23 protein-coding genes are annotated in these 26,244 nt (G+C 56.8%); 15 read left to right on the top strand and 8 right to left on the bottom strand.

Annotated features, from left to right (window positions below; genetic code table 11):
* Positions 1-25: 25 nt before the first annotated feature.
* The 5 genes from AB5Y73_RS10250 to ccoN form a co-directional block, all read right to left on the bottom strand.
* Entirely contained in the window at positions 26-526 is a 501-nt protein-coding gene (locus AB5Y73_RS10250; protein WP_043820362.1) for a FixH family protein, read from the bottom strand.
* A 140-nt stretch (positions 527-666) separates the two neighbouring features.
* Positions 667-1,650, bottom strand: coding sequence for a cytochrome-c oxidase, cbb3-type subunit III (ccoP, locus tag AB5Y73_RS10245; protein WP_107682983.1), 984 nt, complete (start codon positions 1,648-1,650; stop codon positions 667-669).
* Positions 1,650-1,829 (bottom strand): CcoQ/FixQ family Cbb3-type cytochrome c oxidase assembly chaperone, encoded by a 180-nt coding sequence (locus AB5Y73_RS10240; protein WP_005336620.1) that lies wholly within the window; start codon positions 1,827-1,829, stop codon positions 1,650-1,652. Before AB5Y73_RS10240 ends, ccoP begins: the two co-directional genes overlap by 1 nt.
* Before the next feature lie 10 nt (positions 1,830-1,839).
* Positions 1,840-2,454: a cytochrome-c oxidase, cbb3-type subunit II gene (ccoO, locus tag AB5Y73_RS10235; RefSeq protein WP_005336618.1), complete on the bottom strand. Its 615-nt coding sequence runs from the start codon at positions 2,452-2,454 to the stop codon at positions 1,840-1,842.
* Positions 2,455-2,470: 16 nt separating this feature from the next.
* The gene (ccoN, locus tag AB5Y73_RS10230; protein ID WP_005336616.1) at positions 2,471-3,895 is read right to left on the bottom strand and encodes a cytochrome-c oxidase, cbb3-type subunit I; all 1,425 of its coding nucleotides are present in this window, start codon (positions 3,893-3,895) and stop codon (positions 2,471-2,473) included.
* 281 nt (positions 3,896-4,176) lie between these two features.
* On the opposite strand from ccoN, the gene AB5Y73_RS10225 reads away from it, so the two are divergent.
* The 9 genes from AB5Y73_RS10225 (at position 4,177) to AB5Y73_RS10185 (ending at position 17,847) form a co-directional block, all read left to right on the top strand.
* Entirely contained in the window at positions 4,177-4,638 is a 462-nt protein-coding gene (locus tag AB5Y73_RS10225) for a hypothetical protein (protein WP_107683132.1), read from the top strand.
* A 93-nt stretch (positions 4,639-4,731) separates the two neighbouring features.
* Positions 4,732-5,190 (top strand): GAF domain-containing protein, encoded by a 459-nt coding sequence (locus AB5Y73_RS10220; protein ID WP_005360536.1) that lies wholly within the window; start codon positions 4,732-4,734, stop codon positions 5,188-5,190.
* A 102-nt stretch (positions 5,191-5,292) separates the two neighbouring features.
* Positions 5,293-5,931, top strand: a complete 639-nt coding sequence (gene proQ / locus AB5Y73_RS10215) for an RNA chaperone ProQ (RefSeq protein WP_005351923.1) — start codon at positions 5,293-5,295, stop codon at positions 5,929-5,931.
* 8 nt (positions 5,932-5,939) lie between these two features.
* Entirely contained in the window at positions 5,940-7,955 is a 2,016-nt protein-coding gene (gene prc / locus AB5Y73_RS10210; protein WP_005351922.1) for a carboxy terminal-processing peptidase, read from the top strand.
* Positions 7,956-8,098: 143 nt separating this feature from the next.
* Positions 8,099-10,723, top strand: a complete 2,625-nt coding sequence (gene pepN, locus AB5Y73_RS10205) for an aminopeptidase N (protein WP_279499626.1) — start codon at positions 8,099-8,101, stop codon at positions 10,721-10,723.
* Positions 10,724-10,793: 70 nt separating this feature from the next.
* Positions 10,794-11,015, top strand: coding sequence for a DUF2835 family protein (locus tag AB5Y73_RS10200; protein ID WP_005351919.1), 222 nt, complete (start codon positions 10,794-10,796; stop codon positions 11,013-11,015).
* 278 nt (positions 11,016-11,293) lie between these two features.
* Positions 11,294-16,132, top strand: coding sequence for an NAD-glutamate dehydrogenase (locus AB5Y73_RS10195; protein WP_181497316.1), 4,839 nt, complete (start codon positions 11,294-11,296; stop codon positions 16,130-16,132).
* 77 nt (positions 16,133-16,209) lie between these two features.
* Positions 16,210-17,220, top strand: coding sequence for a quinone-dependent dihydroorotate dehydrogenase (gene pyrD, locus AB5Y73_RS10190; RefSeq protein WP_005336601.1), 1,011 nt, complete (start codon positions 16,210-16,212; stop codon positions 17,218-17,220).
* Between the two features lie 90 nt (positions 17,221-17,310).
* Positions 17,311-17,847, top strand: coding sequence for a cell division protein ZapC (locus tag AB5Y73_RS10185; protein ID WP_005345444.1), 537 nt, complete (start codon positions 17,311-17,313; stop codon positions 17,845-17,847).
* Here AB5Y73_RS10185 and AB5Y73_RS10180 read toward each other — a convergent pair.
* Entirely contained in the window at positions 17,835-17,978 is a 144-nt protein-coding gene (locus AB5Y73_RS10180) for a hypothetical protein (protein WP_234829653.1), read from the bottom strand. The two genes, AB5Y73_RS10185 and AB5Y73_RS10180, sit on opposite strands and share 13 nt — an antisense overlap.
* Positions 17,979-18,227: 249 nt before the next feature.
* On the opposite strand from AB5Y73_RS10180, the gene AB5Y73_RS10175 reads away from it, so the two are divergent.
* The 6 genes from AB5Y73_RS10175 to rmf all read left to right on the top strand — a co-directional run bounded on the left by AB5Y73_RS10175 (position 18,228) and on the right by rmf (position 23,510).
* On the top strand, positions 18,228-18,491 hold the full coding sequence (locus AB5Y73_RS10175; protein WP_005345445.1) for a type B 50S ribosomal protein L31: 264 nt from the start codon (positions 18,228-18,230) through the stop codon (positions 18,489-18,491).
* Complete coding sequence (gene ykgO / locus AB5Y73_RS10170) at positions 18,492-18,617, top strand: type B 50S ribosomal protein L36 (protein ID WP_118853828.1); 126 nt, start codon at positions 18,492-18,494, stop codon at positions 18,615-18,617.
* A 141-nt stretch (positions 18,618-18,758) separates the two neighbouring features.
* A complete protein-coding gene (gene rlmKL / locus AB5Y73_RS10165) occupies positions 18,759-20,954 on the top strand; it encodes a bifunctional 23S rRNA (guanine(2069)-N(7))-methyltransferase RlmK/23S rRNA (guanine(2445)-N(2))-methyltransferase RlmL (RefSeq protein WP_162895348.1) in 2,196 nt (731 codons plus the stop codon).
* Positions 20,954-21,184: a glutaredoxin family protein gene (locus AB5Y73_RS10160; protein WP_107682975.1), complete on the top strand. Its 231-nt coding sequence runs from the start codon at positions 20,954-20,956 to the stop codon at positions 21,182-21,184. The genes rlmKL and AB5Y73_RS10160 overlap by 1 nt, the downstream gene beginning before the upstream one ends.
* A gap of 74 nt (positions 21,185-21,258) precedes the next feature.
* Positions 21,259-23,172 (top strand): ABC transporter ATP-binding protein, encoded by a 1,914-nt coding sequence (locus tag AB5Y73_RS10155; protein WP_107682974.1) that lies wholly within the window; start codon positions 21,259-21,261, stop codon positions 23,170-23,172.
* A 161-nt stretch (positions 23,173-23,333) separates the two neighbouring features.
* A complete protein-coding gene (gene rmf / locus AB5Y73_RS10150) occupies positions 23,334-23,510 on the top strand; it encodes a ribosome modulation factor (RefSeq protein WP_010674759.1) in 177 nt (58 codons plus the stop codon).
* A gap of 83 nt (positions 23,511-23,593) precedes the next feature.
* On the opposite strand, the gene fabA is transcribed toward rmf, so the two are convergent.
* A complete protein-coding gene (gene fabA / locus AB5Y73_RS10145; RefSeq protein WP_196783564.1) occupies positions 23,594-24,133 on the bottom strand; it encodes a 3-hydroxyacyl-[acyl-carrier-protein] dehydratase FabA in 540 nt (179 codons plus the stop codon).
* Positions 24,134-24,231: 98 nt separating this feature from the next.
* On the bottom strand, positions 24,232-26,208 hold the full coding sequence (locus AB5Y73_RS10140; RefSeq protein WP_005351909.1) for a Lon protease family protein: 1,977 nt from the start codon (positions 26,206-26,208) through the stop codon (positions 24,232-24,234).
* Positions 26,209-26,244: the final 36 nt, after the last annotated feature.

The following is a 26,244-nucleotide window of genomic DNA, read 5'->3' as shown; positions in this document are numbered from 1 at the left end:
CACAGTGAGAACAGCCGGTCATGGCTTAGCGTCCTTTCGGGTCGAGTTCGACAGGGGCCAGGGTGGGCAGCTGGACGGTCTCTTGCAATCGCCACTCGTGATCAAAGGCATCGACCCGAATGTGCCACTTGCCGACCAGCGGCTTGTCGAAATGGAGGCGATAGGTGCCGCTCGCATCGGCGGTGATCATGTGTTCGCTGTCCTGACCGGCCAAGGTCGGGTGAAACAATGAGAGATAGAGAGCTTGCCCGGCAGGAATGTCACCGCTGATGGGTTTGAGAGTCAGCTCGTTGCCGTCAACCTCCAGCCCAAAGCGGATATTGAGCGCTTCGGAGCGGTCAAACTTGCTCAAGTCCTGATTGATCTCTTTCCCTTGTTTGTAATAGTCCTCGGCCACCAGATTGACCCCATCCTTGCTGGCGATGATGGCGGTGGCGATACTGCCGACAACGGCGGCAGTGGGGAGGGCGATGATAAACCAGGGCCAGAATTGGCGATACCACGGTTTGGATAGAGGTTGGGTCATGATTGCTACTGCCATGAAACGAATGATTAACGTGGAAGATGGTTTTTACGCAACACAAGATAACAAAAAGCCTCGAGGAGTCGAGGCTTTTTGCTGTGTAATCACGTGTTTATCACATGTTACAACGTTACGGGCGAACCTTATTTGGCAGACTGTTGATGAGACAGGCTGTAAACGTAGGAGGCCAGCAGGTGAACCTTGTCCTCACCCAGAATGTCTTTCCAGGCTGGCATCACGCCGTGACGACCGTGGGTGATGGTTTGCACCACCACTTCGCGGGAGCCACCGTAGAGCCAGGTGTTGTTGGTCAGATCTGGCGCACCGACGGCAATACCGCCCTTCGCATCGGCCCCGTGGCAGGCAGCGCAGATGGCAAAGCGTGCTTCACCTTTCTTCGCTTCCACCAGGTCGACCTTGCGACCGGAGAGGCTCAGCACATAGGAGGCCACTTCCTGAACGCCATCTTTGCCGAGGATTTCACCCCAGGCAGCCATGATCCCCTGACGACCGCCCATGATGGTGGTCTTTATTTGATCAGGCTGGCCGCCCCATTGCCATTCGCTGTCGGTCAGGTTCGGGAAGCCGCGGCCACCACGGGCATCGGAGCCGTGGCACTGGGAGCAGTTCTGCAGGAACAGACGCTGACCCACTTTCAGGGCTTCCGGATCCTTGGCGATCTCGGTAATGGCACGATAGGTTTTGCCATCCGCTTCGTAGGTGAGTTCACGGAACTTGGCGCCGTAGATCTCGTCAGCCTTGGCGACCTCGCGGTCATACTCCACCGCGCGACCTTCAGCCTTTGCCGATGCGGTTGCAGCCTTGGACTCGGCCAGCGAGCGCACGTCCTGGTTGGAACTTTGCCAGCCCAGCAGGCCTTTGAAGTTGCCAAGCCCCGGGAAGGCGATCAGATAGACCAGACCGGTGACGATGAAGAAGAGGAACATGTAAGTCCACCACTTCGGCAGCGGGTTGTTGATCTCCTCGATGCCATCGAAGGAGTGACCCATCGATTTGCCTTCTTCAACACCCATCTTGTCCTTGCGGCACCACATCAGCAGCAAGAAGCAGCCGAGGATGGTTCCCAGACTGATGACAGTCACAAAAATGCTAAACAGAGTGCTCATTATTGTTTCGCTCCTGCGTTCTTTTTATCAGCACCGGGTTGCTCATCATCGGCAAAAACCAGATTGGCAGCCTCGTCGAAAGAGGTCTTGCGGCGTTTGCTGTAGGCCCAGACGATGATGCCAATCATGATGGCCATCAACAGCAGGGTATACAGACCGCGAAATGTGCCGTAGTCCATTTTCGCCTCCTTATTTCAGGGCATGACCCAGTGATTGCAGATAGGCCACCAGCGCATCCAGCTCGGTTTTGCCCTTGACGGCTTCGCCAGCACCCTGAATATCAGCGTCGGTATAGGGCACACCGAAGTGATCGCGGAACAGCGCCAGCTTCTTGGCCGTCATCTCACCGGTCAGCACATTGGTATCAAGCCAGGGGTAGGCGGGCATGTTGGATTCCGGTACCACATCGCGCGGGTTGATCAGGTGAACCTTGTGCCACTCGTCGGAGTAGCGGCCACCGACACGGGCCAAGTCCGGACCAGTACGCTTGGAGCCCCACAGGAAGGGGTGCTCCCAGACGCTCTCACCGGCGACCGAGTAGTGACCGTAACGCTCGGTTTCGGCACGGAACGGACGGATCATCTGGCTGTGGCAGTTGGTGCAGCCTTCGCGAATGAAGATGTCGCGTCCTTCCATCTGCAGAGCGGTGTAGGGCTTGAGGCCCTCCACCGGCTCGGTGGTTTGCTTTTGGAAGAACAGCGGAGTGATTTCAACCAGGCCCCCCAGACTGATGGCGAAGATGATGCCGACCACCAGCATGGGAACGCTTTTTTCAAATATTTCGTGACGGTTATTGTTGCTCATGGGTTGACCTCTTCAATCATGCTGGCTGGGCGACAGGTTCCAGAGAACCTTTGGGCGCAGTGATGGTGCGATAGGCGTTGTAAGCCATCAGCAACATGCCGGTGACGAAGAAGCAGCCACCCAGGAAGCGCACGAAATAGAAGGGATAGGATGCCTGCAACGCTTCAACGAAGCTGTAGGTCAGGGTGCCGTCTTCGTTGACTGCACGCCACATCAGGCCCTGCATCACGCCGGAAATCCACATGGCAACGATGTAGAGCACGGTGCCCACGGTAGCCAGCCAGAAGTGAACGTTGATCAGCTTGACGCTGTACATCCGGCCCTGGCCGAACAAGTTCGGGATCAGGTGATAGACAGCACCGATGGAGACCATGGCAACCCAGCCCAGCGCACCGGAGTGCACGTGACCGACGGTCCAGTCGGTGTAGTGGGAGAGGGCGTTGACGGTTTTGATCGCCATCATCGGGCCTTCGAAGGTCGACATGCCGTAGAAAGAGAGGGAGACGATCAGGAAGCGCAGGATGGGGTCATAACGCAGTTTGTGCCAGGCACCGGAGAGGGTCATGATGCCGTTGATCATACCGCCCCATGAGGGGACGAACAGGATCAGGGACATCACCATGCCCAGTGACTGAGCCCAGTCAGGCAGTGCGGTGTAGTGCAGGTGGTGCGGACCGGCCCAGATATAGAGGGAGATCAGCGCCCAGAAGTGGACGATGGAGAGGCGATAGGAGTAAACCGGGCGACCGGCCTGCTTGGGCACGAAGTAGTACATCATCCCCAGGAAGCCAGCGGTCAGCAGGAAGCCTACCGCGTTGTGGCCATACCACCACTGCACCATGGCGTCCATGGCGCCGGAGTACATGGAGTAGGACTTCATGCCGGAGAGCGGCACTTCCATGTTGTTGACAATGTGCAGCACCGCAACGGTGATGATGAAGGCGCCGAAGAACCAGTTGGCCACATAGATGTGGGAGGTGGTGCGCTTCATCAGGGTGCCGAAGAAGACGATGGCATAGGCGACCCATACCACAGTGATGGCGATATCAATCGGCCACTCCAGCTCGGCATACTCTTTGGCGGAGGTGTAACCCAGCGGCAGAGAGATGGCGGCAGAGAGGATGATTGCTTGCCAGCCCCAGAAGACGAAGGTTGCCAGCGGGCCACCAAACAGTCTGGTTTGACAGGTGCGCTGCACCACGTAAAACGAGGTGGCCATCAGTGCACTGACGCCGAAGGCGAAGATCACTGCGTTGGTATGGAGGGGCCGCAGACGACTGTAAGTCAGCCACGGGGTCTCGAAGTTGAGGGCAGGCCAGATCAACTGGGCTGCGATCAGTACGCCAACCGACATGCCGACAATTCCCCAGACAATCGTCATGACGGTAAACTGGCGAACAACGGTGTAGTTGTACTCAGGATGGTTAGTTGTATGGCTCATCGTTATATTCCGCTTCCGATGCTGCTGTTGTTTGGTTTTGTATCCGGAGGACCGGACTGGCTTCATCAGCCACCGCCGACCAGTTGTTAACATCTGTTAACGAAAGGAAAAGCAAAAGATGGCTAAATGAAAACTGCATGGGAATGATACTGAAGTGACAGGTAAAATAACAGTATAAACAGTGATATATTTGGCTCCGTCCGGTCTCGATATGGCAGTTTTTTACCTTGTTCGAGATCACAAAAAACTATTTTAATTGCATCTTAATCGGGCTGTTTTTGATGAAAGAGAGACTTACCGCACGTAAAGTTTTGCACCTCGTACTGGTATTGGCGCTGTTATTGGCGCTGATGGCCTATCGCACCTGGTTTTCGGCCGATAACAGCGTCTCTGCTGACCAGAAAAAAGATCAGATTTGTGATCTTTCCCACACCCCTTGCAGCGCGCTGATTGGTGACAAGCTGCTGACGGTCGCCATCAAGGAATTACCGCTGCGCGCCGAAGATGACTTTGCCATCGCTATTACCGGCGGCGATCCGGCCGTCAAACCTGTGAAAGCGACACTCGAAGGCAAAGATATGTTTATGGGCACCATTCCGGTGAACTTTGAACAAATAGACGGACAGTGGCAGGGGGTGACCCAGGTGGGGAGTTGTACATCACCCGTCATGATCTGGTTGTTAAATATCGAGTGGAGTAATGGTCAACGCCAGCAATTGGCGCTTTCCGTTGCCCGGGAATAACGGCGCAAGGAGTGGGGAGTGGAAAAAATATTTGAAATTTCCCGGCCAGGCGTTACCTTCCCCAAACCATCAGGGAGTGAAGTTCATTTAATCATGATTGAAAAACAACCGTTTTATCGCACCCTCAACCAGCAGGCCAAGGCGCTGCTGGAGGGGGAAACCGATCTGATTGCCAATCTGGCCAACCTCTCCGCACTGCTTAATCAGGAGCTGGCGGAGATCAACTGGGTCGGTTTTTATCTGTTGCAGGGCGAGACCCTGGTATTGGGGCCATTTCAGGGTAAACCGGCCTGCGTGCGGATCCCGGTCGGCCGCGGTGTGTGTGGTACGGCAGTGGCAGAGGGGAGAACCCAGCTCATTGACGATGTCCACCAGTTCGATGGTCACATCGCTTGTGATGGCGCGAGCAACTCGGAAATCGTGATCCCGGTGCGCCGTGGTGGCGAGATCATCGGGGTGCTCGATATCGACAGTCCGATTTTTAACCGTTTCGACCAGCAAGACCGGATTGGCCTCGAAGAAACGGTGCAAATTTTGGAAAGCATGCTCTAAGTCATTGCTAGATGGTTCGCAAAAGGCCCCAAGCTCTCTATAATGGGGCCTTTGTTGTGCTCGGGACGTGCCCGTGCGTTTATATGAAAGCCAAGGTTATACATGGAAAACACTGAGAAGCTGAAGAACAGTAAAGAGATCGTTGCCTACCTGGTCGAGAAATTCCCGGCCTGCTTCGTTGCTGAAGGAGAGGCCAAGCCGCTCAAGATTGGCATCTTCCAGGATTTGGCCGAGCGTCTTGCTGACGATGCCAGAGTCTCCAAGACCATGCTGCGTTCCGCACTGCGTCAATACACCTCCAGCTGGCGCTACCTGCACGGTCTCAAAGCTGGCCAGGCTCGCGTTGATCTGGATGGCAACCCGGGCGAGCTGCTGACCGAAGAGCACATCGAGCACGCCAAGCAAGCTCTGAAAGAGAGCAAAGAGCGCGTATTCGCCAGCCGTCGTACCAATACCAAAGAGAAGGATGAGAAGGCCAAGAAGCCCCGTCGTCCTGCTGTGCGCAAAACCGAGAAAGCTGATGTAGCTGCCAAGCCGAAAGCTGCCGCCAAGGCACCGGTCGCTGACGCTCCGCTGGTTAAAGTGGATGCCGCTACGCTGAAAGTGGGCCAGGATGTGCGCGTCGTTATGGGTAAATTCCCGGTTCCGGCAACCATCAAGGAAGTAACCAAGGACGATGTACAGGTCCAACTGCAGACCGGCATGATGGTGCGGGTCAAATCAGAGCACTTGGTTCTCTAAGGAGACAAATGTTGAAGCATGGCGTAATTCGTTTTTCCCTCGTTGCCTGTAGCCTGGCGCTTGCCGGGCTTGCACAGGCCATCGAGCCGGTGCTCAAGGAGAGTGATTTGCCTGTGTTGGCTCAAGAGAGCCAACATGCTACGGCCAGCAAGCGAATTACCAATCTGTTTACCCGCTCGCACTACAAACAGTTCAAGCTGGACGATGCCTTTTCCTCCGTGATTTTCGATAAATATCTGGAGAATCTGGACTACAGCCGCAACCTGTTTTTGGCCTCTGATATCAGCCGTTTTGAAAAGTACCGTAACGGTTTTGACACCGACCTCGAAAGAGGCCGTCTGGCTCCCGCCTACGAGATGTTCAACCTGAGTCAGCAGCGGCGTTATGAGCGGTTCGAATACGCCCTCAAACTGCTTGATACTCCTTTCGATTTTACCCAGACCGACAACTATGTGTTTGATCGGGAAGGGGCGGCTTGGCCCAAAGATGAAGCAGAGCTCAACGAGCTGTGGCGTCAGCGGGTCAAGTTCGATGCCCTGAGTCTCAAGCTCAGCGGCAAGGAGTGGCCCGAGATCAAGGAGCTGCTTGGCAAGCGTTACAACAACGCTATCAAGCGGATGTCCCAGACCGAGAGCGAGGATGTCTTCCAGCTCTTCATGAACTCCTTCGCTCGCGCCATCGAACCGCACACCAGTTACCTCTCACCGCGCAGTGCCGATCGTTTCAATACCGAGATGAACCTCTCGCTGGAGGGGATTGGTGCCGTGTTACAGGCGGAAGATGACTTTACCGTCATCCGTTCTCTGGTGCCTGGTGGCCCGGCTGCCAAATCCAACCACCTCAAGCCCGATGACAAGATCACCGGGGTAGGGCAGGAAGATGGCAAGATTGTCGATGTGATCGGCTGGCGTCTTGATGACGTGGTCGAGCTCATCAAGGGGCCCAAGGGGAGCAAGGTCAAGCTGGAGATCCAGCGCGGCAAGGGCGCAACTGCCAAGACCGAGCAGATCGAGCTGACCCGCGACAAGGTGCGCCTTGAAGACCGGGCAGCCAAGTCCAAGGTGATTAACGCCGAAGGCAAGAAGATTGGCGTCATCGAGATCCCGAGTTTCTACGTCAATCTGCACGACGACGTGATCAAGGAGCTCTCCAGCCTGAACAAGAAGAAGATCGATGGTCTGATCATCGATCTGCGCGGTAACGGCGGTGGCGCCCTGACCGAAGCTTCCGCCCTGAGCGGTCTCTTCTTTGCCAGCGGTCCCGTGGTGCAAATTCGTGATCATATGGGCCGTATCACGGTCAATGGCGATGACGATGGCAACGTCTACTACGGTGGGCCCATGTCGGTGATGATCGACCGCTACAGTGCCTCGGCTTCCGAGATCTTCGCTGCCGCCATGCAGGATTATGGCCGTGCCCTGATCCTGGGTGAAAACTCGTTTGGCAAGGGAACGGTGCAGCAGCATCGCAGTCTCGCCAAGGTCTATGACTTCTACGAGCAGCCGCTGGGTCACGTGCAGTACACCATCGCCAAGTTCTACCGGATCGACGGTGGCAGCACCCAGAACAAGGGCGTTGCGCCGGATATCAGCTTCCCGACACCGGTTGCTCCGGAAGAGACGGGCGAAAGCCGTGAGTTCAATGCGTTGCCGTGGGACAAGATTGCCTCCGCCAACTACGAGAAACTCGGTAACTTCGCCAGCGTACTGCCCAAGTTGCAGGCGGCACACGATGCCCGGATCGCCAAGGATCCCGAGTTTGCCTATGTGATGCAGGACATCGCCGACTACAAGGAGGAGAAAGACAAGAAGTCGGTCTCCCTCAACGAGGCGGAGCGTGTTGCAGAGCAGGCGAAACAGGATGAGAAAGCGCTCAAACGTACCAACGAGCGTCTGGCACGTCTTGGCAAGCCGGCGGTGAAGAGTCTGGATGAACTGCCCGCTGATTTTGAAGCGCCCGATGAGTATCTCATCGAAGCGGCCAATATCACGGCGGATCTGGCCAAGGTCAGCAAACGCAGCTGACAAAGCGACCTCCAATGCACAAGGGCGACTGCGGTCGCCCTTCTTTTTGTCTGGCGTATCTGACGTAATGCAAATTGTTTGACCCCGCCAGTTGGTTGTGACAGCCTCTTTCTCGCCTTTAACAAGCGTGGAAGCAGACAATAATGACCGATCACTCCCAGGCCATGACGGCCAAATATCGCCAGGATTATCAGGCGCCGCTCTACTGGATCGACACCATCGACCTCGATTTCCAACTGCAGGAGCCGCTGACCCAGGTCACCGCCATCACCCGCATTCGTCGCAACGGCGAGCACAATGCGCCGCTCGTCCTCGATGGTGAGCAGCTGACCCTCAAGAGCGTTGCCATTGATGGCATTCCCTGTGACAACTACGAACAAGGCGAGAGCAGCCTGACCCTGTTCAACCTGCCGGCCGAATGTGTGCTCACCATTGTCACCCAGCTGGATCCGGCCGCCAACACCGCGCTGGAAGGACTTTACAAATCAGGTGATGCCTACTGTACCCAGTGTGAAGCGGAGGGCTTTCGCCGCATTACCTATTATCTGGATCGCCCCGATATTCTGGCGCGCTACAGCACCCGCATCACCGCCGAAAAAACCAAGTATCCCTTCCTGCTCTCCAATGGCAACAAGGTCGACAGCGGTGATCTGGATGGCGGCCGTCACTTCGTGCAGTGGCAGGATCCTTTCCCCAAACCCAGCTACCTGTTTGCGCTGGTGGCCGGTGATTTCGATGTGGAGCGCAGCCACTACACCACCAAGAGCGGCCGCAAGGTGGCCCTCGAGATCTTCGTCGACAAGGGCAACCTCGATCGCGCCGGTTTTGCCATGGAGAGCCTCATCAACTCCATGCGCTGGGACGAGCAGCGTTTCGGCCTCGAATATGATCTCGACATCTACATGATCGTTGCGGTGGACTTCTTCAACATGGGCGCCATGGAGAACAAGGGGCTCAACATCTTCAACTCCAAGTTCGTGCTGGCCAATCCGGCCACCGCCACTGACAGCGACTACCACGGTATCGAACGGGTGATCGGTCACGAATATTTTCACAACTGGACCGGCAACCGTGTCACCTGTCGTGACTGGTTCCAGCTCAGCCTGAAAGAGGGGCTAACGGTATTCCGGGATCAGGAGTTCTCCTCCGATCTGGGCTCCCGTGGTGTCAACCGCATCAACAACGTGCGTACCGTCCGCGGCCCGCAGTTTGCGGAAGATGCCGGCCCCATGGCGCACCCGATCCGCCCGGATGTGGTGATCGAGATGAACAACTTCTACACCCTGACCGTCTACGAGAAGGGGTCGGAAGTGATCCGCATGATGCACACCCTGCTGGGGGAGGATGCCTTCCAGGCTGGTATGCGTCTCTACTTCGCGCGTCACGACGGTTCGGCCGCCACCTGCGATGATTTCGTGCAGGCGATGGAGGATGCTTCCGGTGTGGATCTCGGCCGTTTCCGCCGCTGGTACAGCCAGTCAGGCACCCCCGAGCTGACCGTGACCGACGAGTACGATGCCGCCAGCGGTGTTTACCGTCTGCATGTGAGCCAGCACACCCCGCCGACTCAGGATCAGCCGCAAAAGCTGCCGCTGCATATCCCCCTCGATATCGAACTCTATGACGAGCAGGGTGCCGTCATTGCGCTGCAATATCAGGGCAAGGCCATCGGCAACGTGCTCGACGTGCTGGAAGCGGAGCAGACCTTCGAATTCGATCGGGTGCCGGTCAAGCCGGTTCCCTCCCTGCTGCGGGACTTCTCTGCGCCGGTCAAGCTGCACTATGACTACAGCGACGAAGCGCTCGCCTTCCTGATGCGCTTTGCCCGCAACGAGTTTGCCCGCTGGGATGCGGCCCAAATGCTGATCAACAAAGCGGTCATCGATGGGGTGGCGCGGGTCCAGCACGGGCAGGGGGTTGAGCTCTCCCAAACCCTGCTGGCCGCCTTCGTCGCCATTCTGGACGACAGTGAACTGGATTTGGCCCTCAAGGCGGAGATCCTGGCGCTGCCCGGTGAGGCGACCCTGGCCGAGCTGTTCGAGGTGGCCGATATCGATGCCATCCATCAGGTGCGCGACGCGATCCACACCCGTCTTGCCGAGGCCTTTGGCGCGCGTTTGGCGGCGACCTATCAGAGTTTGCGTCTGAACGGTTATCAGGTGGTGCACGCCGATATGGCCAAGCGAGCCCTCAAAGGGGTCGTGCTCGGCTATCTGGCGGCGCTGGATGCGGAGCATGCCGATGCGCTGGTGCGCGAGCAGTATGCAACTGCCGACAACATGACCGACACCCTGGCGGCGTTGCAGGTGGCCAACGGCTATCTGTTGCCATGCCGTGCCGCGCTGTTGGCCGATTTTGAAGGCAAGTGGGCCAAGGATGGACTGGTGCTGGACAACTGGCTGCGGCTGATTGGCAGCAAACCGGCTGCCGATATACTCAGCGAAGTGAAACAGGCGATGAATCACCCCACTTTCAGCATTCGCAATCCGAACCGGCTGCGAGCGCTGATCGGCAGTTTCGCTATGAGCAATCAGGTGCAGTTCCATGCGGTGGATGGCAGTGGTTACCGCTTCCTGACCGATCTGCTGATCGAGCTCAACGAGGTGAATCCGCAGGTGGCCTCCCGCCTCATCACTCCGCTTATTCAGTTCAAGCGACTGGATGAGGCGCGCAAGGCCCTGATCCGCGCCGAGCTGACCCGTCTTGCCAACCTTGAGGGGCTGGCGCGGGATCTGTTCGAGAAGGTAAGCAAGGCGCTGCAGCAGTAACTGTCGACGGGGCAGGTGCGTGAATGCTCCTGCCCCTATTGTGTGATTTGTCGTGTGATCAGGAGCAAGCGTGAAGCAGTTTACTTTTCGGCTCTCATTGAATAGCGATGAGGTGATGCTGATGTATCAGGGCCATGCCAGACGGCTGGTGGTGCGCAGCGAACAGGGATTGACCCTGGAACTTGGCATAGAAAAAATACGCCCCTTTGTCGCCATCAATGGTGTGCATGGCTATTTTCGGCTGAAAACCCAGGACGATTACCGCTTTATCAGCCTCGAACGCATAAATTAACATAAATCGAACAGATTACCGACTGTTTATCTGCTTTGCGTCACTATCTATCCGGTAAACTGGCACAAAGGTAGTGGGAATTTCTGTATTTTTGGTTATTTACAAAATTTCTCACAGTTTAAGCCGTGATCTGCACCTTGTTTTTAACATCTCGTTAGCACCTTTCCTCGCCTTCCCTTATCCAAGCCATTACACTTCGCAACAACTCTGCACCAGCGGGTAACCAGGGTGGTTGCCTCTGCGTCGGTGGTTAATGTCGTCCGATAAGGAATATAAAAATGGCATTGAAAGACGCCCCTACCTCAGTTCTGCTCGAAAACGTTCTCAGCCTGATCCATCAGAAGTTGCCCAAAAACAGTGCCTCTCTGGTCGAGCGCTTCGTTGCCAAGTTCTACGGCAACATGGCGAGCTCCGACCTGCACGATCGCAATGACAGCGATCTCTACGGTGCGGCCCTGAGCCTGTGGAATGCCCTCAATCAGCGTAGCGGTACCGATCCCTACATCCGGGTCTACAACCCCGAGCTGACCCGTCACGGCTGGCAATCGCCCCATACCATCGTCGAGGTGATCCTGCAGGACTCGCCCTTCCTGGTGGACTCCATCCGGATGGCGCTCAAACGGCTCAATATCACCGCCCACATGATGCTGCACCAACCGCTGCACCTCATTCGCGGTTCGGATGGCAAGATTGACGCCATTCTGGAGCTCGACAACACCGACGGGCAGACCTCGGTTGAAACGGCATTCCTTATCGAGATCGATCACCTCACTAGCGAGGAGCAGATGGCCGCGCTGGCTGCCGAGCTCAACTCGGTGGCTGGTGAAGTGGCGCTGGCAGTCGGCGACTGGCAGCCGATGCTGGCCAAGCTCAATGAGATTATCGACGAACTGCCCAAGCGCAAGCACCCAGTCAGCAAGGAGGAGGTGGCCTCCTGCGTTGCCTTCCTCAAATGGGTGGCTGCCCACAACTTTACCCTGATGGGGTATCGTCGTTACGACGTCAAGGCGGTGGAGGGGGATCACGAGATCCTGCCGCAGGCGAGCTCCAGTCTGGGGCTGATGAAGAACTCCATCAAGGAGGTGGGCCAGCGCCTTGGCAACATGCCTGCCAGCGCCCGTCATGCCGCTCTGAGTTCTGACCTGCTGATCCTCACCAAATCCAACAGCAAGTCTCGGGTGCACCGTCCGGCCTATGTGGATTACATCGGCATCAAGCGCTTTGACGAGCATGGCAAGGTGATCGGGGAAGATCGCTTCATAGGTCTCTACGCATCTTCCATCTACAACACCAGCGCGACCCAGATCCCGCTCATCAGCCATCGTCTCGAGCGCATCATGGCGGCCTCCGGTCATGAGAAGGGCTCCCACGCCTACAAGGCGCTGCTGAACGTGCTGGAAACCTATCCCCGTGACGAGCTGATCCAGGCCCGCGAAGAGGAGCTGTTGGCTACCGGCCTTGGGGTGCTGGAGATGCAGGAGCGGGACATGCTGCGGCTATTCGTGCGCCGGGATGTGTACGGTCGTTTCTTCTCTTGCATGGTCTATGTCACCAAGGAGCGCTACAACACGGCGCTGCGGATCAAGACCCAGCAAATTTTGCAGAAATATTTTGGCAGCAATGAAGAGGTGGAGTTCAACGTCTACTTCACCGAAGGCGTGCTGGCGCGGACCCACTACATAGTGCGGGTCAACAACAACAACGTGGATGTGGATGTGAACGAAGTACAGAACAACCTGATTGAAGCGGCCCGCAGCTGGGACGACAGACTCGACTCCGTGCTGCTTTCCCACTATGGCGAGGCCCGTGGCAACGAGCTGCGCCGCCGTTTCAGCACCGCATTCCCCCGCGCTTACAAGGAGGATGTGCTGCCGGGCTCGGCCGTGGCCGACATCATGGCGCTCGATAACCTGAGCGAAGCCGAGCCGCTGGGCATGCTGTTTTACCGCGCGCAGGAGGAGGAGAACGATCGTCGGGTACGGCTCAAGCTGTTCCATCGCACCGAACCCATTCACCTCTCAGACGTGCTGCCGATGCTGGAGAACATGGGACTGCGGGTGATCGGCGAGACCCCGTATCAGGTACGCACTCCGGGGGGCGATCTGTTCTGGATCCTCGACTTCTCCATGCTGCTTCACGGCGAGCAGCCCTTTGATCTGGCCCAGAGCCAGCAGCGCTTCCAGCAGGCGTTTGCTGCCATCTGGAACAAGCAGCTGGAAGATGACGGCTTCAACCGGCTGGTGCTGGGGGCGGGTCTCACCGGCCGTCAGGTCTCGGTGTTGCGCGCCTATGCCAAATACATGCGCCAGACCGGTGTCTCCTTCAGCCAGTCCTATATCGAAGAGACCCTGACCCGCTACCCGGATATTGCCCAACTGCTGTTCACTCTGTTCGAACTGCGCCTGGATCCTGCCGGTAAACAGGACGCCCAGGTACAAGCCAAGCTGCACGAGGAGCTTGCCGCCAAGCTGGATCAGGTGGCTAACCTGGATGACGATCGTATCATTCGCCGCTATGTGGAGATGATCGACGCTACTCTGCGCACCAACTACTACCAGCTGGACAAGGCGGGCAACATCAAGCCCTACATCTCCTTCAAACTGGCTCCCTCCAGCATCACCGACATGCCGCTACCGCTGCCGAAATTCGAGATCTTCGTCTATTCACCGCGAGTGGAAGGGGTACATCTGCGCTGGGGCAAGGTCGCCCGTGGCGGCCTGCGCTGGTCCGATCGCAAAGAGGACTTCCGCACCGAAGTGCTGGGTCTGGTGAAAGCCCAGCAGGTGAAGAACACCGTCATCGTGCCGGTGGGGGCCAAGGGCGGTTTCTACTGCAAACAGATGCCGGTGGGGGCGCCCCGTGCCGTCATCCAGGAGGAGGGAAAGGCCTGTTATCGCCTGTTTATTCGTGGCCTGCTCGATGTGACCGACAACATCATCGGCGGCGAGGTGATCCCGCCCAAATCCGTGGTACGCCACGATGAGGATGACTACTACCTGGTGGTTGCTGCCGACAAGGGGACTGCCACCTTCTCGGATATTGCCAACGAGATCAGCCTCGAATACGGCCATTGGCTCGGCGATGCGTTCGCCTCCGGCGGCTCGGTCGGTTACGACCACAAGAAGATGGGTATCACCGCCCGCGGCGCCTGGGAGTCGGTCAAACGGCATTTTCGTGAAATTGGCGTCAACTGCCAGACCACGGACTTCACTTGCGTGGGGATAGGGGACATGGCCGGCGACGTGTTCGGCAACGGCATGCTGCTCTCCGAACACACCCGGCTGGTGGGCGCGTTCAACCACATGCACATCTTCGTTGACCCCACTCCTGATGCAGCCAAGAGCTTTGTCGAACGCCAGCGCCTGTTCGATTTGCCGGGTTCCAGCTGGGATGACTACAACCGCGAGCTGATATCACAAGGGGGCGGCATCTTCCTGCGCTCTGCCAAGTCCATCAAGCTGAGCCCCGAGATGCTGACACTACTCGGCACTGACAAGGCCAGCATGGCGCCGAACGAGCTGATCAAGGCGCTGCTTTGCCTCAATGTCGACCTGCTGTGGAACGGCGGCATTGGCACCTATGTGAAGAGCGCTCGCGAGAGCGATGGGGAAGTGGGCGATCGCAGCAATGACGCATTGCGGGTCAATGGGCGCGATTTGCGGGCCCGTATCGTGGGTGAGGGGGGCAACCTCGGCTTTACCCAGCTGGGTCGGGTGGAGTACGCCAGTCAGGGCGGTCGCATCAATACCGATTTTACCGACAACGTGGGGGGGGTGGATTGCTCCGACAATGAGGTGAACATCAAGATCCTGCTGAACCAATTGGTGGCGGCAGGTGATCTGACCCTCAAGCAACGTAACCAGATGCTCTACGAGATGACCGACGATGTGGCGCAGATCGTGATTACCAACGCCTATCGTCAATCCCAGTCCATCTCGGTCACCAGCTTCCGCGGTTCTGAACAACTTAAAGAGCAGCAGCGCTTTATTCAGGGGCTGGAGCGGGAAGGCAAGCTGGACCGTGCGTTGGAGTTCCTGCCATCCGATGAGGAGCTTTCCGAGCGGATGGCGGCAGGGCAGGGACTGACCCGCCCCGAACTGGCGGTGCTGGTGGCTTACGGCAAGATGGTGCTGAAAGAGCAGCTCAACTGCCCGGAAGTGACCGACGAGCCCTTCCTCGCCAACATGCTGGTCACCAGCTTCCCGGCCAAAGTACAGCTGCAGTTTGGTGCACAGCTGGCCGATCACCCGCTACGCGGCGAGATCATCGCTACCCGGGTGGCCAACATGCTGGTCAACGACATGGGGCTCAACTTCGCTAGCCGGATGAAGGACGAGACCGGTGCCTCGGTCGCCGAAGTGGCCTGCTGCTTTGCCATGGCCCGCGAAGTGTTTGGCATGAACCAGCTGTGGCGCGATATCGAAGGGTGCGACAACCTGGTGGATGCCCAGACTCAGCTCGAGCTGATGTTCTACAGCCGCCGCATTGTGCGCCGTGCCACCCGCTGGTTCCTGCGTGCCCGCAATCGCAGCTGGAGCATCAGCGAGAATATCGCCTTCTTCCGTCCAGCGTTCGAGACCCTCGGCACACACCTTTACGAGGTGATGGATGAGAGCGAAGTGGCCGAGCATCGTCAGGCTGTTGCCAAGTGGATGGAGAAACAGGTGCCGGAGGCCATTGCCCGTCAGGTCGCCCATATGAGCAGCCTCTTCTCCAGCCTGGATCTGGCGCAGATTGCCGCGGAGCACAAGACCGATATTCTGCGCGCCGCCAATGTTTACTATCGCCTCGGAGCCAAACTGGATCTGCACTGGTTCCTCGACCAGATCAACCATCAGCCGGTCGGCAACCACTGGCAGGCGATGGCGCGAGCCTCCTTCCGCGAAGATCTTGACTGGCAGCAACGCAGTCTCACTTCTGTGGTACTGGAAGGGTGCAAAGATCAGGGAGAATGCGCTACCATACTGGCCGACTGGATTTCGGAGCATGAACAACTCTTGTCCCGTTGGACCCATATGTTGGCCGACTTCAAGACCACCAGTACCCACGAGTTCGCCAAGTTCTCGGTGGCCTTGCGAGAGTTGAACCTGCTCCAGTTGAATTGTCGGGCACTTTAATTGCCAGATTAAGGCATGACACCGACATTACACCCAAAGCCCCGGCCAGTTGCCGGGGCTTTCTTTAAGGAGCAAAGATGTTGTACCCCATCGCCAGGCATTTCCTGTTCAAACTCAATCCGGAACAGGCTCACGATCTCTCCATGAAATATTTGCCCCGCCTTCTCGGTACGCCACTCGATTGTTTCTTCCGCCAGAATTTGCCGAAACGCCCCGTCACTGTCATGGGGCTTTCTTTTGCCAATCCGGTGGGATTGGCGGCCGGTCTGGATAAAGATGGTGAGTGCATTGACGCGCTGGGCGCCATGGGATTTGGTTTTATCGAGGTCGGTACCGTCACCCCCAGACCCCAAAGCGGCAATGACAAGCCCCGCCTGTTCCGGGTTATTCCGGCAGAGGGGATCATCAACCGGATGGGATTCAACAACAAGGGTGTGGATCATCTGGTGGCCAAGGTGAAAGAGGCCAAATATCAGGGAGTCATCGGCATTAATATCGGCAAGAACAAAGATACTCCCATCGAGCAGGGCAAGGATGATTACCTGATCTGCATGGACAAGGTTTATGATCATGCCGGTTATATTGCCGTCAATATCTCTTCCCCCAACACCCCGGGTTTGCGTTCCCTGCAATATGGCGAGGCGCTGGATGAATTGCTGGCCGCCCTCAAGGTGCGTCAGCAAGAGCTGGCTGCCCAATATAAAAAGTACGTGCCACTGGCGGTTAAAATTGCCCCGGATTTAAGCCTTGAAGAAATAGATCAGGTGGCCGCTTCGTTGGTACGGAATGGTATTGATGGGGTTATTGCCACTAATACCACCCTCGAGCGCGAGATGATTTATGACATGCCCCACGCCGGTGAAGCGGGTGGCCTGAGTGGTCGTCCGCTGCAGCATAAGAGTACCGAGGTGATCCGTCATCTGGCCAAGGCGCTCAATGGTGCTCTGCCAATTATCGGGGTGGGTGGTATTGATAGTGCCATGGCCGCCCGTGAAAAATTGGCCGCCGGTGCCAGTCTGGTACAAATTTATAGCGGCTTTATTTATAAAGGGCCGGGGCTGGTCAAAGAGATTGTGACTAATATTTAAGAAATAGATGGCGGAGCCCTTTATTTGACGTTGCTGATTTCCTGCATATGGAATAAAGTCAACTGGTAATTATCAAGTAAGGGCTCCAACATGTTTATCCAACCGACCGATAGCTGGCAATGGCACTATGATGCCCAGAGTGACCGTCTGATGTTGGACCTGTCTGATAACATGTTATTTGCGACCGAGTATAAAGGGCGACAATTGGTGCCTAGCTCGTTTGCGACTCAACCTTTTTGTGTCGATGATGCCGCCCTCTATTATCAGTTGATGGATAAAGCAGCCGAACTTGAGTGGAGTATTCCGCATCAGGTTCAGTTGGTGCTTAATGCCATCGCGGTCAGTCGCTTTTATAAACCCCTGATGCCGCAAAGCTGGTTTTTTAGTGAACAGCATCCGCAAGTGATCCCGCAAAACGGTGATCTGGTCCTGATGAATACACCCCATGGCAACGGCGAATTTATGGTCATTGAGGCAGGGGATCAGGCTAGCGTCTGTTTGAACCTCACTGCCGATCTGGTATTGACCACCAGTAAAACTCTGCCGCGTTTCGGGGTGATCAAGGTGATGAATAACCGGATGAAACCGCGTATTACCGTGACCGAGCAATATCGTCAGGTCAGTTGATATATTTTCATCAATCTTTTTATCTCTGTGATTACACCGCTGCCTCTTTTTACTGTTGTCACCTCAATCGCGCCTCGTTTCTGATACTTCATTGATCCGTGAACATCTTGCCCATTCTCATTGATCTTCATGGTTGTAATCCAGCCTCTCCTGAGGCTTGTTACACTCACTTGCACCTTGTGTTTTGACCCACGCAGTGTCTTGGCCTTCCGTGCTGCAAGTATGGAGCCTCCCTCTTGTTTCTTTCCGCTGGCGTAGTGCCTCCACCTCAGTATCAACACATCACTCACTGAAGCGATTTTCTTCATACGACATTTTATGCTTGAAACGAGAGCTATTCTCACTTACATTTTGTTATAACATAACAAAATGGAGTTGCCATGAAGCCTCATATTCACCCGGATTATCGTTTGGTGCTGTTCCATGACACGGCGGCAGATGCCTTTTTCCTGGTTGGTTCAACGATCAAGAGCGAGCGCCGCTATACGTGGCAAGACGGGAAGGAGTATCCCTATGTATCGCTCGATGTTTCCAGCCAGTCGCACTCGTTCTATACCGGCAAGCAGAAGCAGGTATCGAGCGAGGGGAGTGTGGCCCGTTTCAACAAGCGCTTTGGCGCATTTTCAAGTAAGAAGGAGTCCTGAATGCAGGTCGTCTGTTCGCTCAAATCCGCACGGGTGCGTCATCCCGATTGTCAGTTGGTGCGTCGTCGGGGAAAATTGTTCGTGATTTGCAAAAGCAATCCCCGTTTCAAGGCTCGTATGAAGTGACCCGCTAAATGATGTCTGGCCCCATGATCTCGCCATCGGGTAGTCATGGGGTCTTTTACCTTTATTCGCCACCTATCAATCTGTTTCCATCCTGCTGTTTGCGCCGACTTTTGCATGCTCCAGCCCGCCTGATGAGGTATAATGCTGGACTATTTTTATGGGTTCCCCGTGAGCGTGATGAAAGAATTTTTTGCAACCTGCCCCAAGGGGCTGGAAAACCTGTTGGCCGATGAGCTGACCAATCTTGGCGCAGAGCAGGTCCGTGAGACCGTGGCTGGCGTCCACTTCAAAGGCGAACTGGCGATTGGCTATAAAGCCTGCCTATGGAGCCGTTTTGCCTCCCGTATCGTGCTGGTGCTCTCCGAATTCCAGATGAACGACGATCTGGATCTTTATCTCGGTGCCCACACCATTCCCTGGGAAGAGCACTTCTCCGGTACCTCTACCATTGCGGTGGACTTTACCGGCACCAACCCCGCCATTCGCAATACCCAATATGGCGCGCTGAAGATCAAGGATGCCATCGTCGACCGCTTCACCAAGCGCGGTCACGTGCGTCCTGACGTGGACAAAAAGTCGCCGGATATCCGCATCATGGCGCACCTGGGCAAAGGCAAGGCCAATATCACGCTGGACTTGTCAGGCCCGGCGCTGCACCAGCGTTTCTATCGTCAGGGCACAGGTGAGGCGCCGCTCAAAGAGAACCTGGCCTGCGCCATGATTGCCCGTAGCGGCTGGGCCGGTGAGCCCATGATGGACCCCATGTGCGGTTCCGGTACTTTGCTGATTGAAGCGGCCTTTATCGCCGCCGACATGGCGCCGGCGCTGCGCCGCGAGCGCTTCGGTTTCGATCGCTGGCTGCAGCACGATAGTGAGCTGTGGCAAAGCCTGATGATGGAAGCGCAAGTGCGAGCCAAACGCGGTATGCAGCGCTGTGAGGTGAAACTATTTGGTTGTGATGCCGATTCACGTGTGCTGCTCAAAGCCCGTGACAACGCCAAAGCGGCCGGTGTCGCCCATCTCATCACCTTCAAGCAGGCCGATGTCACCAAGCTGGAAAACCCGCTGCCGATGCCTGCCCCTGTTGAAGGGGAAGAAGGTCAAGGAGAGGCCCGCCAGGTCGGTATGCTGATCTCCAACCCGCCCTACGGCGAACGTCTTGGTGAATTCCCGGCCCTGCTGGAAGTACATCAGGCCCTCGGCGATGCCCTGCGTCGCAGCTTCCAGGGGTGGAGAGTCTCCATTCTGTCTGCATCCCCCGAACTGCTCAGCTGTCTGCGCCTGCGTGCTGACAAGCAATATCGCCTGTTCAACGGCGCCCTCGAGTGTCAGCTGCGCAATTATCAAATCGCACTGGACTCCGTGGCTTCCCAAAAAGAGGTGGCGCAGGACTTTGCCAACCGTCTGCGCAAGAATCTGAAAACCCTCGAGAAGTGGGCCAACAAAGAGGGCATCGATTGCTATCGCCTCTATGATGCCGATTTGCCGGAATACAACGCCGCCATCGACCGCTATCAGGACTATCTGGTGGTGCAAGAGTATGCCGCGCCCAAGGACATCCCCGCCCAGAAGACCCGTCAGCGTCTGCTCGACATGGTTCAGGCCGCCATCAAGGTGACCGGCATGGACGGCGAGAAGGTGATCCTGAAGGTGCGTGAGCGTCAGGAAGGGAAACAGCAATATCAGAAGCTCTCCGAAGAGCAGCACCGGATGGAAGTGCAGGAGTACGGTGCACGTCTGTGGGTCAACCTCTACGACTATCTCGATACCGGCCTGTTCCTCGACCACCGTCAGACTCGCCGCATGCTGGGTCAGATGGCCAAGGGCAAGCGCTTCCTGAACCTGTTTGCCTACACCGGCAGTGCCACCGTGCACGCAGGTCTTGGCGGTGCCAGCGAGACCACCACAGTCGACATGTCCCACACCTACCTGAACTGGGCGCAGGACAACATGCGTCTCAACTCGCTGGTGGGCCGTCAGCACAAGTTTGTGCAGGCTGACTGCCTGAAGTGGTTGTCGGAAGCGGACGAGCAGTACGACCTCATCTTCATCGATCCGCCCACCTTCTCCAACTCCAAGCGGATGGACGAGAGCTTCGACGTACAGCGCGATCACCTGCTGCTGATGCAGCACCTGAAGCGCCTGCTGGCGGTGGACGGTACTCTGGTCTTCTCCAACAACAAGCGTCACTTCAAGATGGATCTGGCCGGTCTCGAGGCCACTGGTCTCAAGGCCCAGAACATCACCCAGAAGACGCGACCGAAGGATTTCGAACGTAACCAGCACATCCACAACTGCTGGATCATCACCCATGCGCCGGAGCAAGGCGAGGCGTGATGCTGACCCTGTTTCATACCGACGGTTGCCACCTGTGCGAGCAGGCCTGGGCGCTGGTGGAGGAGGCTGGTCTTGCCACCGCCACCCGCCAGTGCGACATCATGGATGATGAGCAGTGGCTTGCCACCTATCGGGTGCGCATTCCGGTGCTGCGTGACGAAGCAGGCCACGAGCTCGGTTGGCCCTTCACACTGGCCGAGCTCAAAAGCTGGGCCGCCCGTCAGGGGTGAGAGTGATTTGACGATAAAACGGGGGCAGACCCAGTCTGCTGCCCGTTTTTTTTCATATGAAATAAGGAACACACATGGCTCTTTTAACATTGCACGGCGCATGTCTGTCGTTCAGTGATTTCCCGCTGCTCGACAATGCCGAACTGACCATCGAGCGGGGCGAGCGCCTCTGTCTGGTTGGCCGCAACGGAGCGGGCAAGTCCACCCTGATGAAGGTCATTGCCAGTGAATTACCGCTGGACGACGGCCGCCTGGTGCTGCAACAAGATTTGAAAGTGACCCGCCTTGAGCAGGATCCACCGGCCTCCAGCGAGCTGACGGTGTTTGACTATGCCGCCGAAGGACTGGCCGGGGTAGGGGAGCTGCTCAAGCAATACCATCACATCTCCATGGAGCTGGCGAGCGATCCGTCAGACGCCAACATTCGCAAGATGAGCGAGTTGCAAGAGCAGCTCGATTATCAGAACGGCTGGCAGTTCGAGACCCGTATCAGTCAGGTGTTGACCCTGCTGGGGCTGGATCCTGACGTGACCCTCGATAGCCTCTCTGGTGGCTGGCTGCGCAAAGTGGCGCTGGCCCGTGCGCTGGCTTGCGATCCCGACTTGTTGCTGCTCGATGAGCCGACCAACCACCTGGATATCGAAGCCATCAACTGGCTGGAAGATTTCCTCAAGGATTTTCGCGGCGCCATCGTCTTTATCTCTCACGATCGGGAGTTCATCCACAAGCTGGCGACCCGGATCATCGATCTGGATCGCGGCGCCATCACCTCCTGGCCTGGCAACTATGACGAGTACCTGCAGGGGAAAGAGGAGTGGTTGCGGGTCGAAGAGCTGAAAAATGCCGAGTTCGACCGCAAGTTGGCCCAGGAAGAGGTGTGGGTGCGTCAGGGTATCAAGGCTCGTCGTACCCGTAACGAAGGTCGGGTGCGCGCCCTTGAGGCGATGCGGATGGAGCGCAGCCAGCGCCGCGAGTTGCAGGGCAAGGCCAAGCTGCAACTGGACGAGGTCAATCGATCCGGCAAGCTGGTGTTCGAGACCGAAGGGCTGGGGCTGGACTTTGGCGATCGCACCCTGTTCAAGGGGCTCGATCTGCAAGTGCTTCGCGGCGACAAGATTGCGTTGGTCGGCCCCAATGGCTGCGGCAAATCGACCCTGATCAAGCTGTTGCTGGGTCAGCTTGAGCCAACCCGTGGCACCGTCAAGGGGGGCACCAATCTGGAGGTGGCCTACTTCGATCAGTACCGCGAGCAGCTTGATCCCGAACAGACGGTGGTGGACAACGTCGGGGAGGGCAAGCAGGAGGTGATGGTGCGCGGTCGCTCCCGCCACATCCTCGGCTACCTGCAGGACTTCCTGTTCGAGCCCAAACGGGCTCGTACGCCGGTCAAGGCGCTCTCTGGCGGCGAGAAAAACCGTCTGCTGCTGGCCAAGCTGTTCCTTAAACCCAGCAACCTGCTGATCCTCGATGAACCGACCAACGACCTCGACGTCGAGACTCTGGAGCTGCTGGAAGAGCTGCTTTCCGACTACCCCGGTACCCTGCTGCTGGTGAGTCACGATCGTCGCTTCATCGACAACACAGTGACTGGCTGCTGGCTGTTTGAAGGGGATGGCCGCATCAGCGATTACGTGGGCGGTTACGCCGATATGATGGCGACCCGCGAACAGCAGAATGCCCAGCAACAGGCCAAGAGTTCACCGGTCAAGGCGCCCGAGCCGGTCGTTGCCGCCGCGCCAGAAGCGCCGAAGAAAAGCAAGAAGCTCTCCTACAAGCTGCAGCTTGAACTGGAAGGGTTGCCTGCTCGTCTTGAGCAGCTGGAAGCCGAGCTGGATGCGCTGCAAAGCGAGATCAACGAGCCAGGGTTCTTCTCGCTGCCGGCAGATAAAACCCAGCCGAAACTGGATGCGCTCAATGCCGCTGAAGCCGCGCTGGAGCAGGCATTTGCTCGCTGGGAAGAGCTGGAAGGACTCAAAAATCAGGAGTAAGTTCCCTGTAATTAAAACTTAATCCAGTTCAGTGCCTTGTGTCACATAGCCCGGTTAGGGTGGAAGTTTTTGTTTGACCGAGTGCGCTCGCAGGAGTAAAGATGAAAGCGACCGATGCAGAATTGGTCGCTTTTTTTGTTCCACGAAGAGGGTCGTAGATGATGAAGAGACAGAAGCGGGACCGTCTGGAAAGAGCTCGTGCTCGTGGTTATCAGGCTGGCGTGGTCGGCAAACAGAAAGAAGCGTGTCCGTATCAATGCCTGGATGCCCGAGGGCATTGGCTTGGTGGTTGGCGTGACGCCATGGAAGGGCGGGGCTCAGGCCTCTTCATGAAGTAGCAGGTACTTCATCACTCATTACAAAAGGAAAGGGGCCGTTGTGGCCCCTTTGCGTTAATGCTGTTTACCACCAATCAGAGAGATCAGAATGCGGTGGTATCTTTGAACAGGCCCACTTTCAGGTCGGTGGCGCTGTAGATCGGACGGCCGTCAACTTCGACCACACCATCAGCAATCCCCATCACCAGCTTGCGGTTGATGACGCGCTTGAAGGTGATCTTGTAGGTCACTTTTTTGGCAGTCGGCAGGATCTGGCCGGTGAATTTCACTTCACCTACGCCCAGAGCACGCCCCTTGCCAGGACCGCCTTTCCAGCCAAGGAAGAAGCCAACCAGCTGCCACATGGCGTCCAGACCGAGACAGCCAGGCATCACAGGATCACCCGGGAAGTGGCAATCGAAGAACCAGAGATCCGGAGTAATGTCGAGCTCAGCCAGGATCTCGCCCTTGCCGTGTTCGCCGCCGTTGTCATTGATCTTGACGATGCGGTCCATCATCAACATGTTGGGGGCAGGCAGCTGACTGTTACCCTCACCAAACAGTTCGCCACGGCTGCAAGCCAGCAGCTCTTCACGGGTAAAAGAGTTCTTGCCCTGTTCGCACAGGGAAAGGCGGGCTTCCATGGTGGTATTGTCTACGGTCACGCGGTATTTCCTTCAAATGGGTCAAAGCCGGGCCAATTTAGCTTACAGTTGTTCGCTAAACAACTCCGATCACTTCATCAGCGGCCAAACAGGCGCCCCAGCAGGGATTGCAGCAGTCCGACTTTGGCAGTGGAGCCGTTCAACTCGTCCAACCGCTCCTGAATACGGCCAAACAGGGTATCGGGCATATCAGGCTCACCGGCGACACAGCCAGTCAGCAACTCGATGGCCTCTTCCACATGATCCACCGGGTGGATGTGGAACTGGCCCGCTTCAACCGCTGCAATCACCTCGTCAGAGAGGTTCAGCTGCTGGATGTTGGTGCCCGGCAAAATGATCCCTTGCTTGCCGGTGATGCCGTGGATTTTGCACACCCGGAAGAAGCCTTCAATCTTCTCGTTGACGCCACCAACGGCTTGCACATTGCCAAACTGATCGACCGCACCGGTCACGGCGAAGTGCTGATAGATAGGCTGGCGGGCGAGGGCAGAGAGCAGGGCACACAAGCCGGTCAGTGAGGCACTGTCGCCATCAATTTCGTGGTAAGACTGCTCGAACACCAGATTCGCCGACAGGGGGGAGGGGTTCTCTGCACCAAATTTGTTGGAGAGATAGCCGTGGATAATCATCATCGCCTTGGCGTGGATATGACCGGCCAGCTCCGCTTTGCGCTCGATATCCGCCACATCGCCATCACCAAGGTGTACGGTCGCGGTGAGGCGCACCGGCTCGCCGAAGTCATAAGGGTGACCGGAGACCTGAATGACAGACAGGCCGTTGATCTGGCCAATCTCTTCGCCATCGGTTTGCAGCAGGATCTGGCCGTCGATAACCCCCTGATCGGACTGCTCAACCAGATAGTTGAGGCGGTAATCCTGTTCCTCCAGTGCGCCACGAATATGCTCGTCGGTGACCACCTCGGCTCCCAGCTCCCGGGCCAGACTGTCAGCCATCCGCATGATGGCAGAGAGTTGCACTTCGGAGAGCGACAGCCACTCCTGATGGTCACAGAGGCGGCTGGCATGACGACAAAGGGCGGCGAGGGCGGCTGGCGTGAAGTCCAGCAGGCTCCAGCGCTGGCGCAGCCAGGCCAGGTACTGCAGAAATTCCTGCAGATCCTCTTCAATATTCACCTCTGACACCAGATCAGCGCGCAGGAAGATGCGCTCGGACATATCGCGATCCAGCATCTGGAACTCGGCCACGTCCAGTCGGTCACCGACCAGGATCAGCTTTAGCTTGATGGGGGTCGCTTCAGGCGCGAAGAAGGGGGTCAGAGTTTTCCCTTCCTGATAGGCGTTCCAGTCCAGCTCGCCTTTTTGCATGGCATTTTTCAGTTTGAACCAGAGGTGCGGCTGATCCAGCAGCTCGTCCAGTTGCAAAATGAGGTAACCGCCGTTGGCTTCGCGCAGCAAGCCAGGCTCCAAAAGATGCTGGTTGGCATAGACAGAGCCTTGTTCGGTCTGGTAGTTGATGGAGCCAAACAGGGTATCCCAGTTGAGGTCACGGCCATAAATTACCGGCGCTTCCTGCGCTTCGTGGTGGATCAGCAGATTGATCAGAATGGGGTGCTGAAACTCCAGACCCAATGCCACGTGAGCCGCCAAATCGGAGAGGAAATCATCGATTTTCGGATCATTGTTCTGCTTGCGCATGATGCGAGTCACGATGCGTTCGGCATCGAGATGGTGGCTCAACAGCTTGAGCAGCTCGCCAACCATTTCGCAAAACTCGACGCCGGTGCCCGGTTGCAGGCGCAGCCAGATAGGCTTGTAGGGGTTGTTCAGATTCTCGGTGTAGCAGAGATCAAACAGGTCACCATCCTTGCCATTCGAGTCGGCAATCAGCGTCTGGCAAACGCCTTCGTAATCTGCGCCGGGGAATCCGTTGAGTAGCATGACCGGACAGTCACCATCAAAACTGGCAAGACGTTTGATGCCGGAAATGGCTCTGGGTTGCAGCGCAGCAAAGGGGATAGGTTCAAGCTCGCTAAGCTTGGGGAACTGTTCAATCGCAAAAGCGGGTTTTAATTGTTCTGATGTTAATTCAGCCACTTAAGACATCCGGTCGAAGATAGGATCAATTGTTGC

The sequence above is a fragment of the Aeromonas sp. s7(2024) genome (genome assembly GCF_040907825.1).
GTDB classification, from domain to species: Bacteria; Pseudomonadota; Gammaproteobacteria; order Enterobacterales; family Aeromonadaceae; genus Aeromonas; species Aeromonas veronii.
Note: the sequence above shows the minus strand (reverse complement) of the source record. Positions and strands in the feature narration are given on the sequence as shown.

Bases quoted from the DNA above. Each gene is read 5' to 3' on its own strand.
- AB5Y73_RS10250 (WP_043820362.1), bottom strand. From the start codon at position 526: ATGACCCAACCTCTATCCAAACCGTGGTATCGCCAATTCTGGCCCTGG.
- ccoP (WP_107682983.1), bottom strand. From the start codon at position 1,650: ATGAGCACTCTGTTTAGCATTTTTGTGACTGTCATCAGTCTGGGAACC.
- AB5Y73_RS10240 (WP_005336620.1), bottom strand. From the start codon at position 1,829: ATGGACTACGGCACATTTCGCGGTCTGTATACCCTGCTGTTGATGGCC.
- ccoO (WP_005336618.1), bottom strand. From the start codon at position 2,454: ATGAGCAACAATAACCGTCACGAAATATTTGAAAAAAGCGTTCCCATG.
- ccoN (WP_005336616.1), bottom strand. From the start codon at position 3,895: ATGAGCCATACAACTAACCATCCTGAGTACAACTACACCGTTGTTCGC.
- AB5Y73_RS10225 (WP_107683132.1), top strand. From the start codon at position 4,177: ATGAAAGAGAGACTTACCGCACGTAAAGTTTTGCACCTCGTACTGGTA.
- AB5Y73_RS10220 (WP_005360536.1), top strand. From the start codon at position 4,732: ATGATTGAAAAACAACCGTTTTATCGCACCCTCAACCAGCAGGCCAAG.
- proQ (WP_005351923.1), top strand. From the start codon at position 5,293: ATGGAAAACACTGAGAAGCTGAAGAACAGTAAAGAGATCGTTGCCTAC.
- prc (WP_005351922.1), top strand. From the start codon at position 5,940: ATGTTGAAGCATGGCGTAATTCGTTTTTCCCTCGTTGCCTGTAGCCTG.
- pepN (WP_279499626.1), top strand. From the start codon at position 8,099: ATGACCGATCACTCCCAGGCCATGACGGCCAAATATCGCCAGGATTAT.
- AB5Y73_RS10195 (WP_181497316.1), top strand. From the start codon at position 11,294: ATGGCATTGAAAGACGCCCCTACCTCAGTTCTGCTCGAAAACGTTCTC.
- pyrD (WP_005336601.1), top strand. From the start codon at position 16,210: ATGTTGTACCCCATCGCCAGGCATTTCCTGTTCAAACTCAATCCGGAA.
- AB5Y73_RS10185 (WP_005345444.1), top strand. From the start codon at position 17,311: ATGTTTATCCAACCGACCGATAGCTGGCAATGGCACTATGATGCCCAG.
- AB5Y73_RS10180 (WP_234829653.1), bottom strand. From the start codon at position 17,978: ATGAAGATCAATGAGAATGGGCAAGATGTTCACGGATCAATGAAGTAT.
- AB5Y73_RS10175 (WP_005345445.1), top strand. From the start codon at position 18,228: ATGAAGCCTCATATTCACCCGGATTATCGTTTGGTGCTGTTCCATGAC.
- ykgO (WP_118853828.1), top strand. From the start codon at position 18,492: ATGCAGGTCGTCTGTTCGCTCAAATCCGCACGGGTGCGTCATCCCGAT.
- rlmKL (WP_162895348.1), top strand. From the start codon at position 18,759: ATGCTGGACTATTTTTATGGGTTCCCCGTGAGCGTGATGAAAGAATTT.
- AB5Y73_RS10160 (WP_107682975.1), top strand. From the start codon at position 20,954: ATGCTGACCCTGTTTCATACCGACGGTTGCCACCTGTGCGAGCAGGCC.
- AB5Y73_RS10155 (WP_107682974.1), top strand. From the start codon at position 21,259: ATGGCTCTTTTAACATTGCACGGCGCATGTCTGTCGTTCAGTGATTTC.
- rmf (WP_010674759.1), top strand. From the start codon at position 23,334: ATGAAGAGACAGAAGCGGGACCGTCTGGAAAGAGCTCGTGCTCGTGGT.
- fabA (WP_196783564.1), bottom strand. From the start codon at position 24,133: ATGGAAGCCCGCCTTTCCCTGTGCGAACAGGGCAAGAACTCTTTTACC.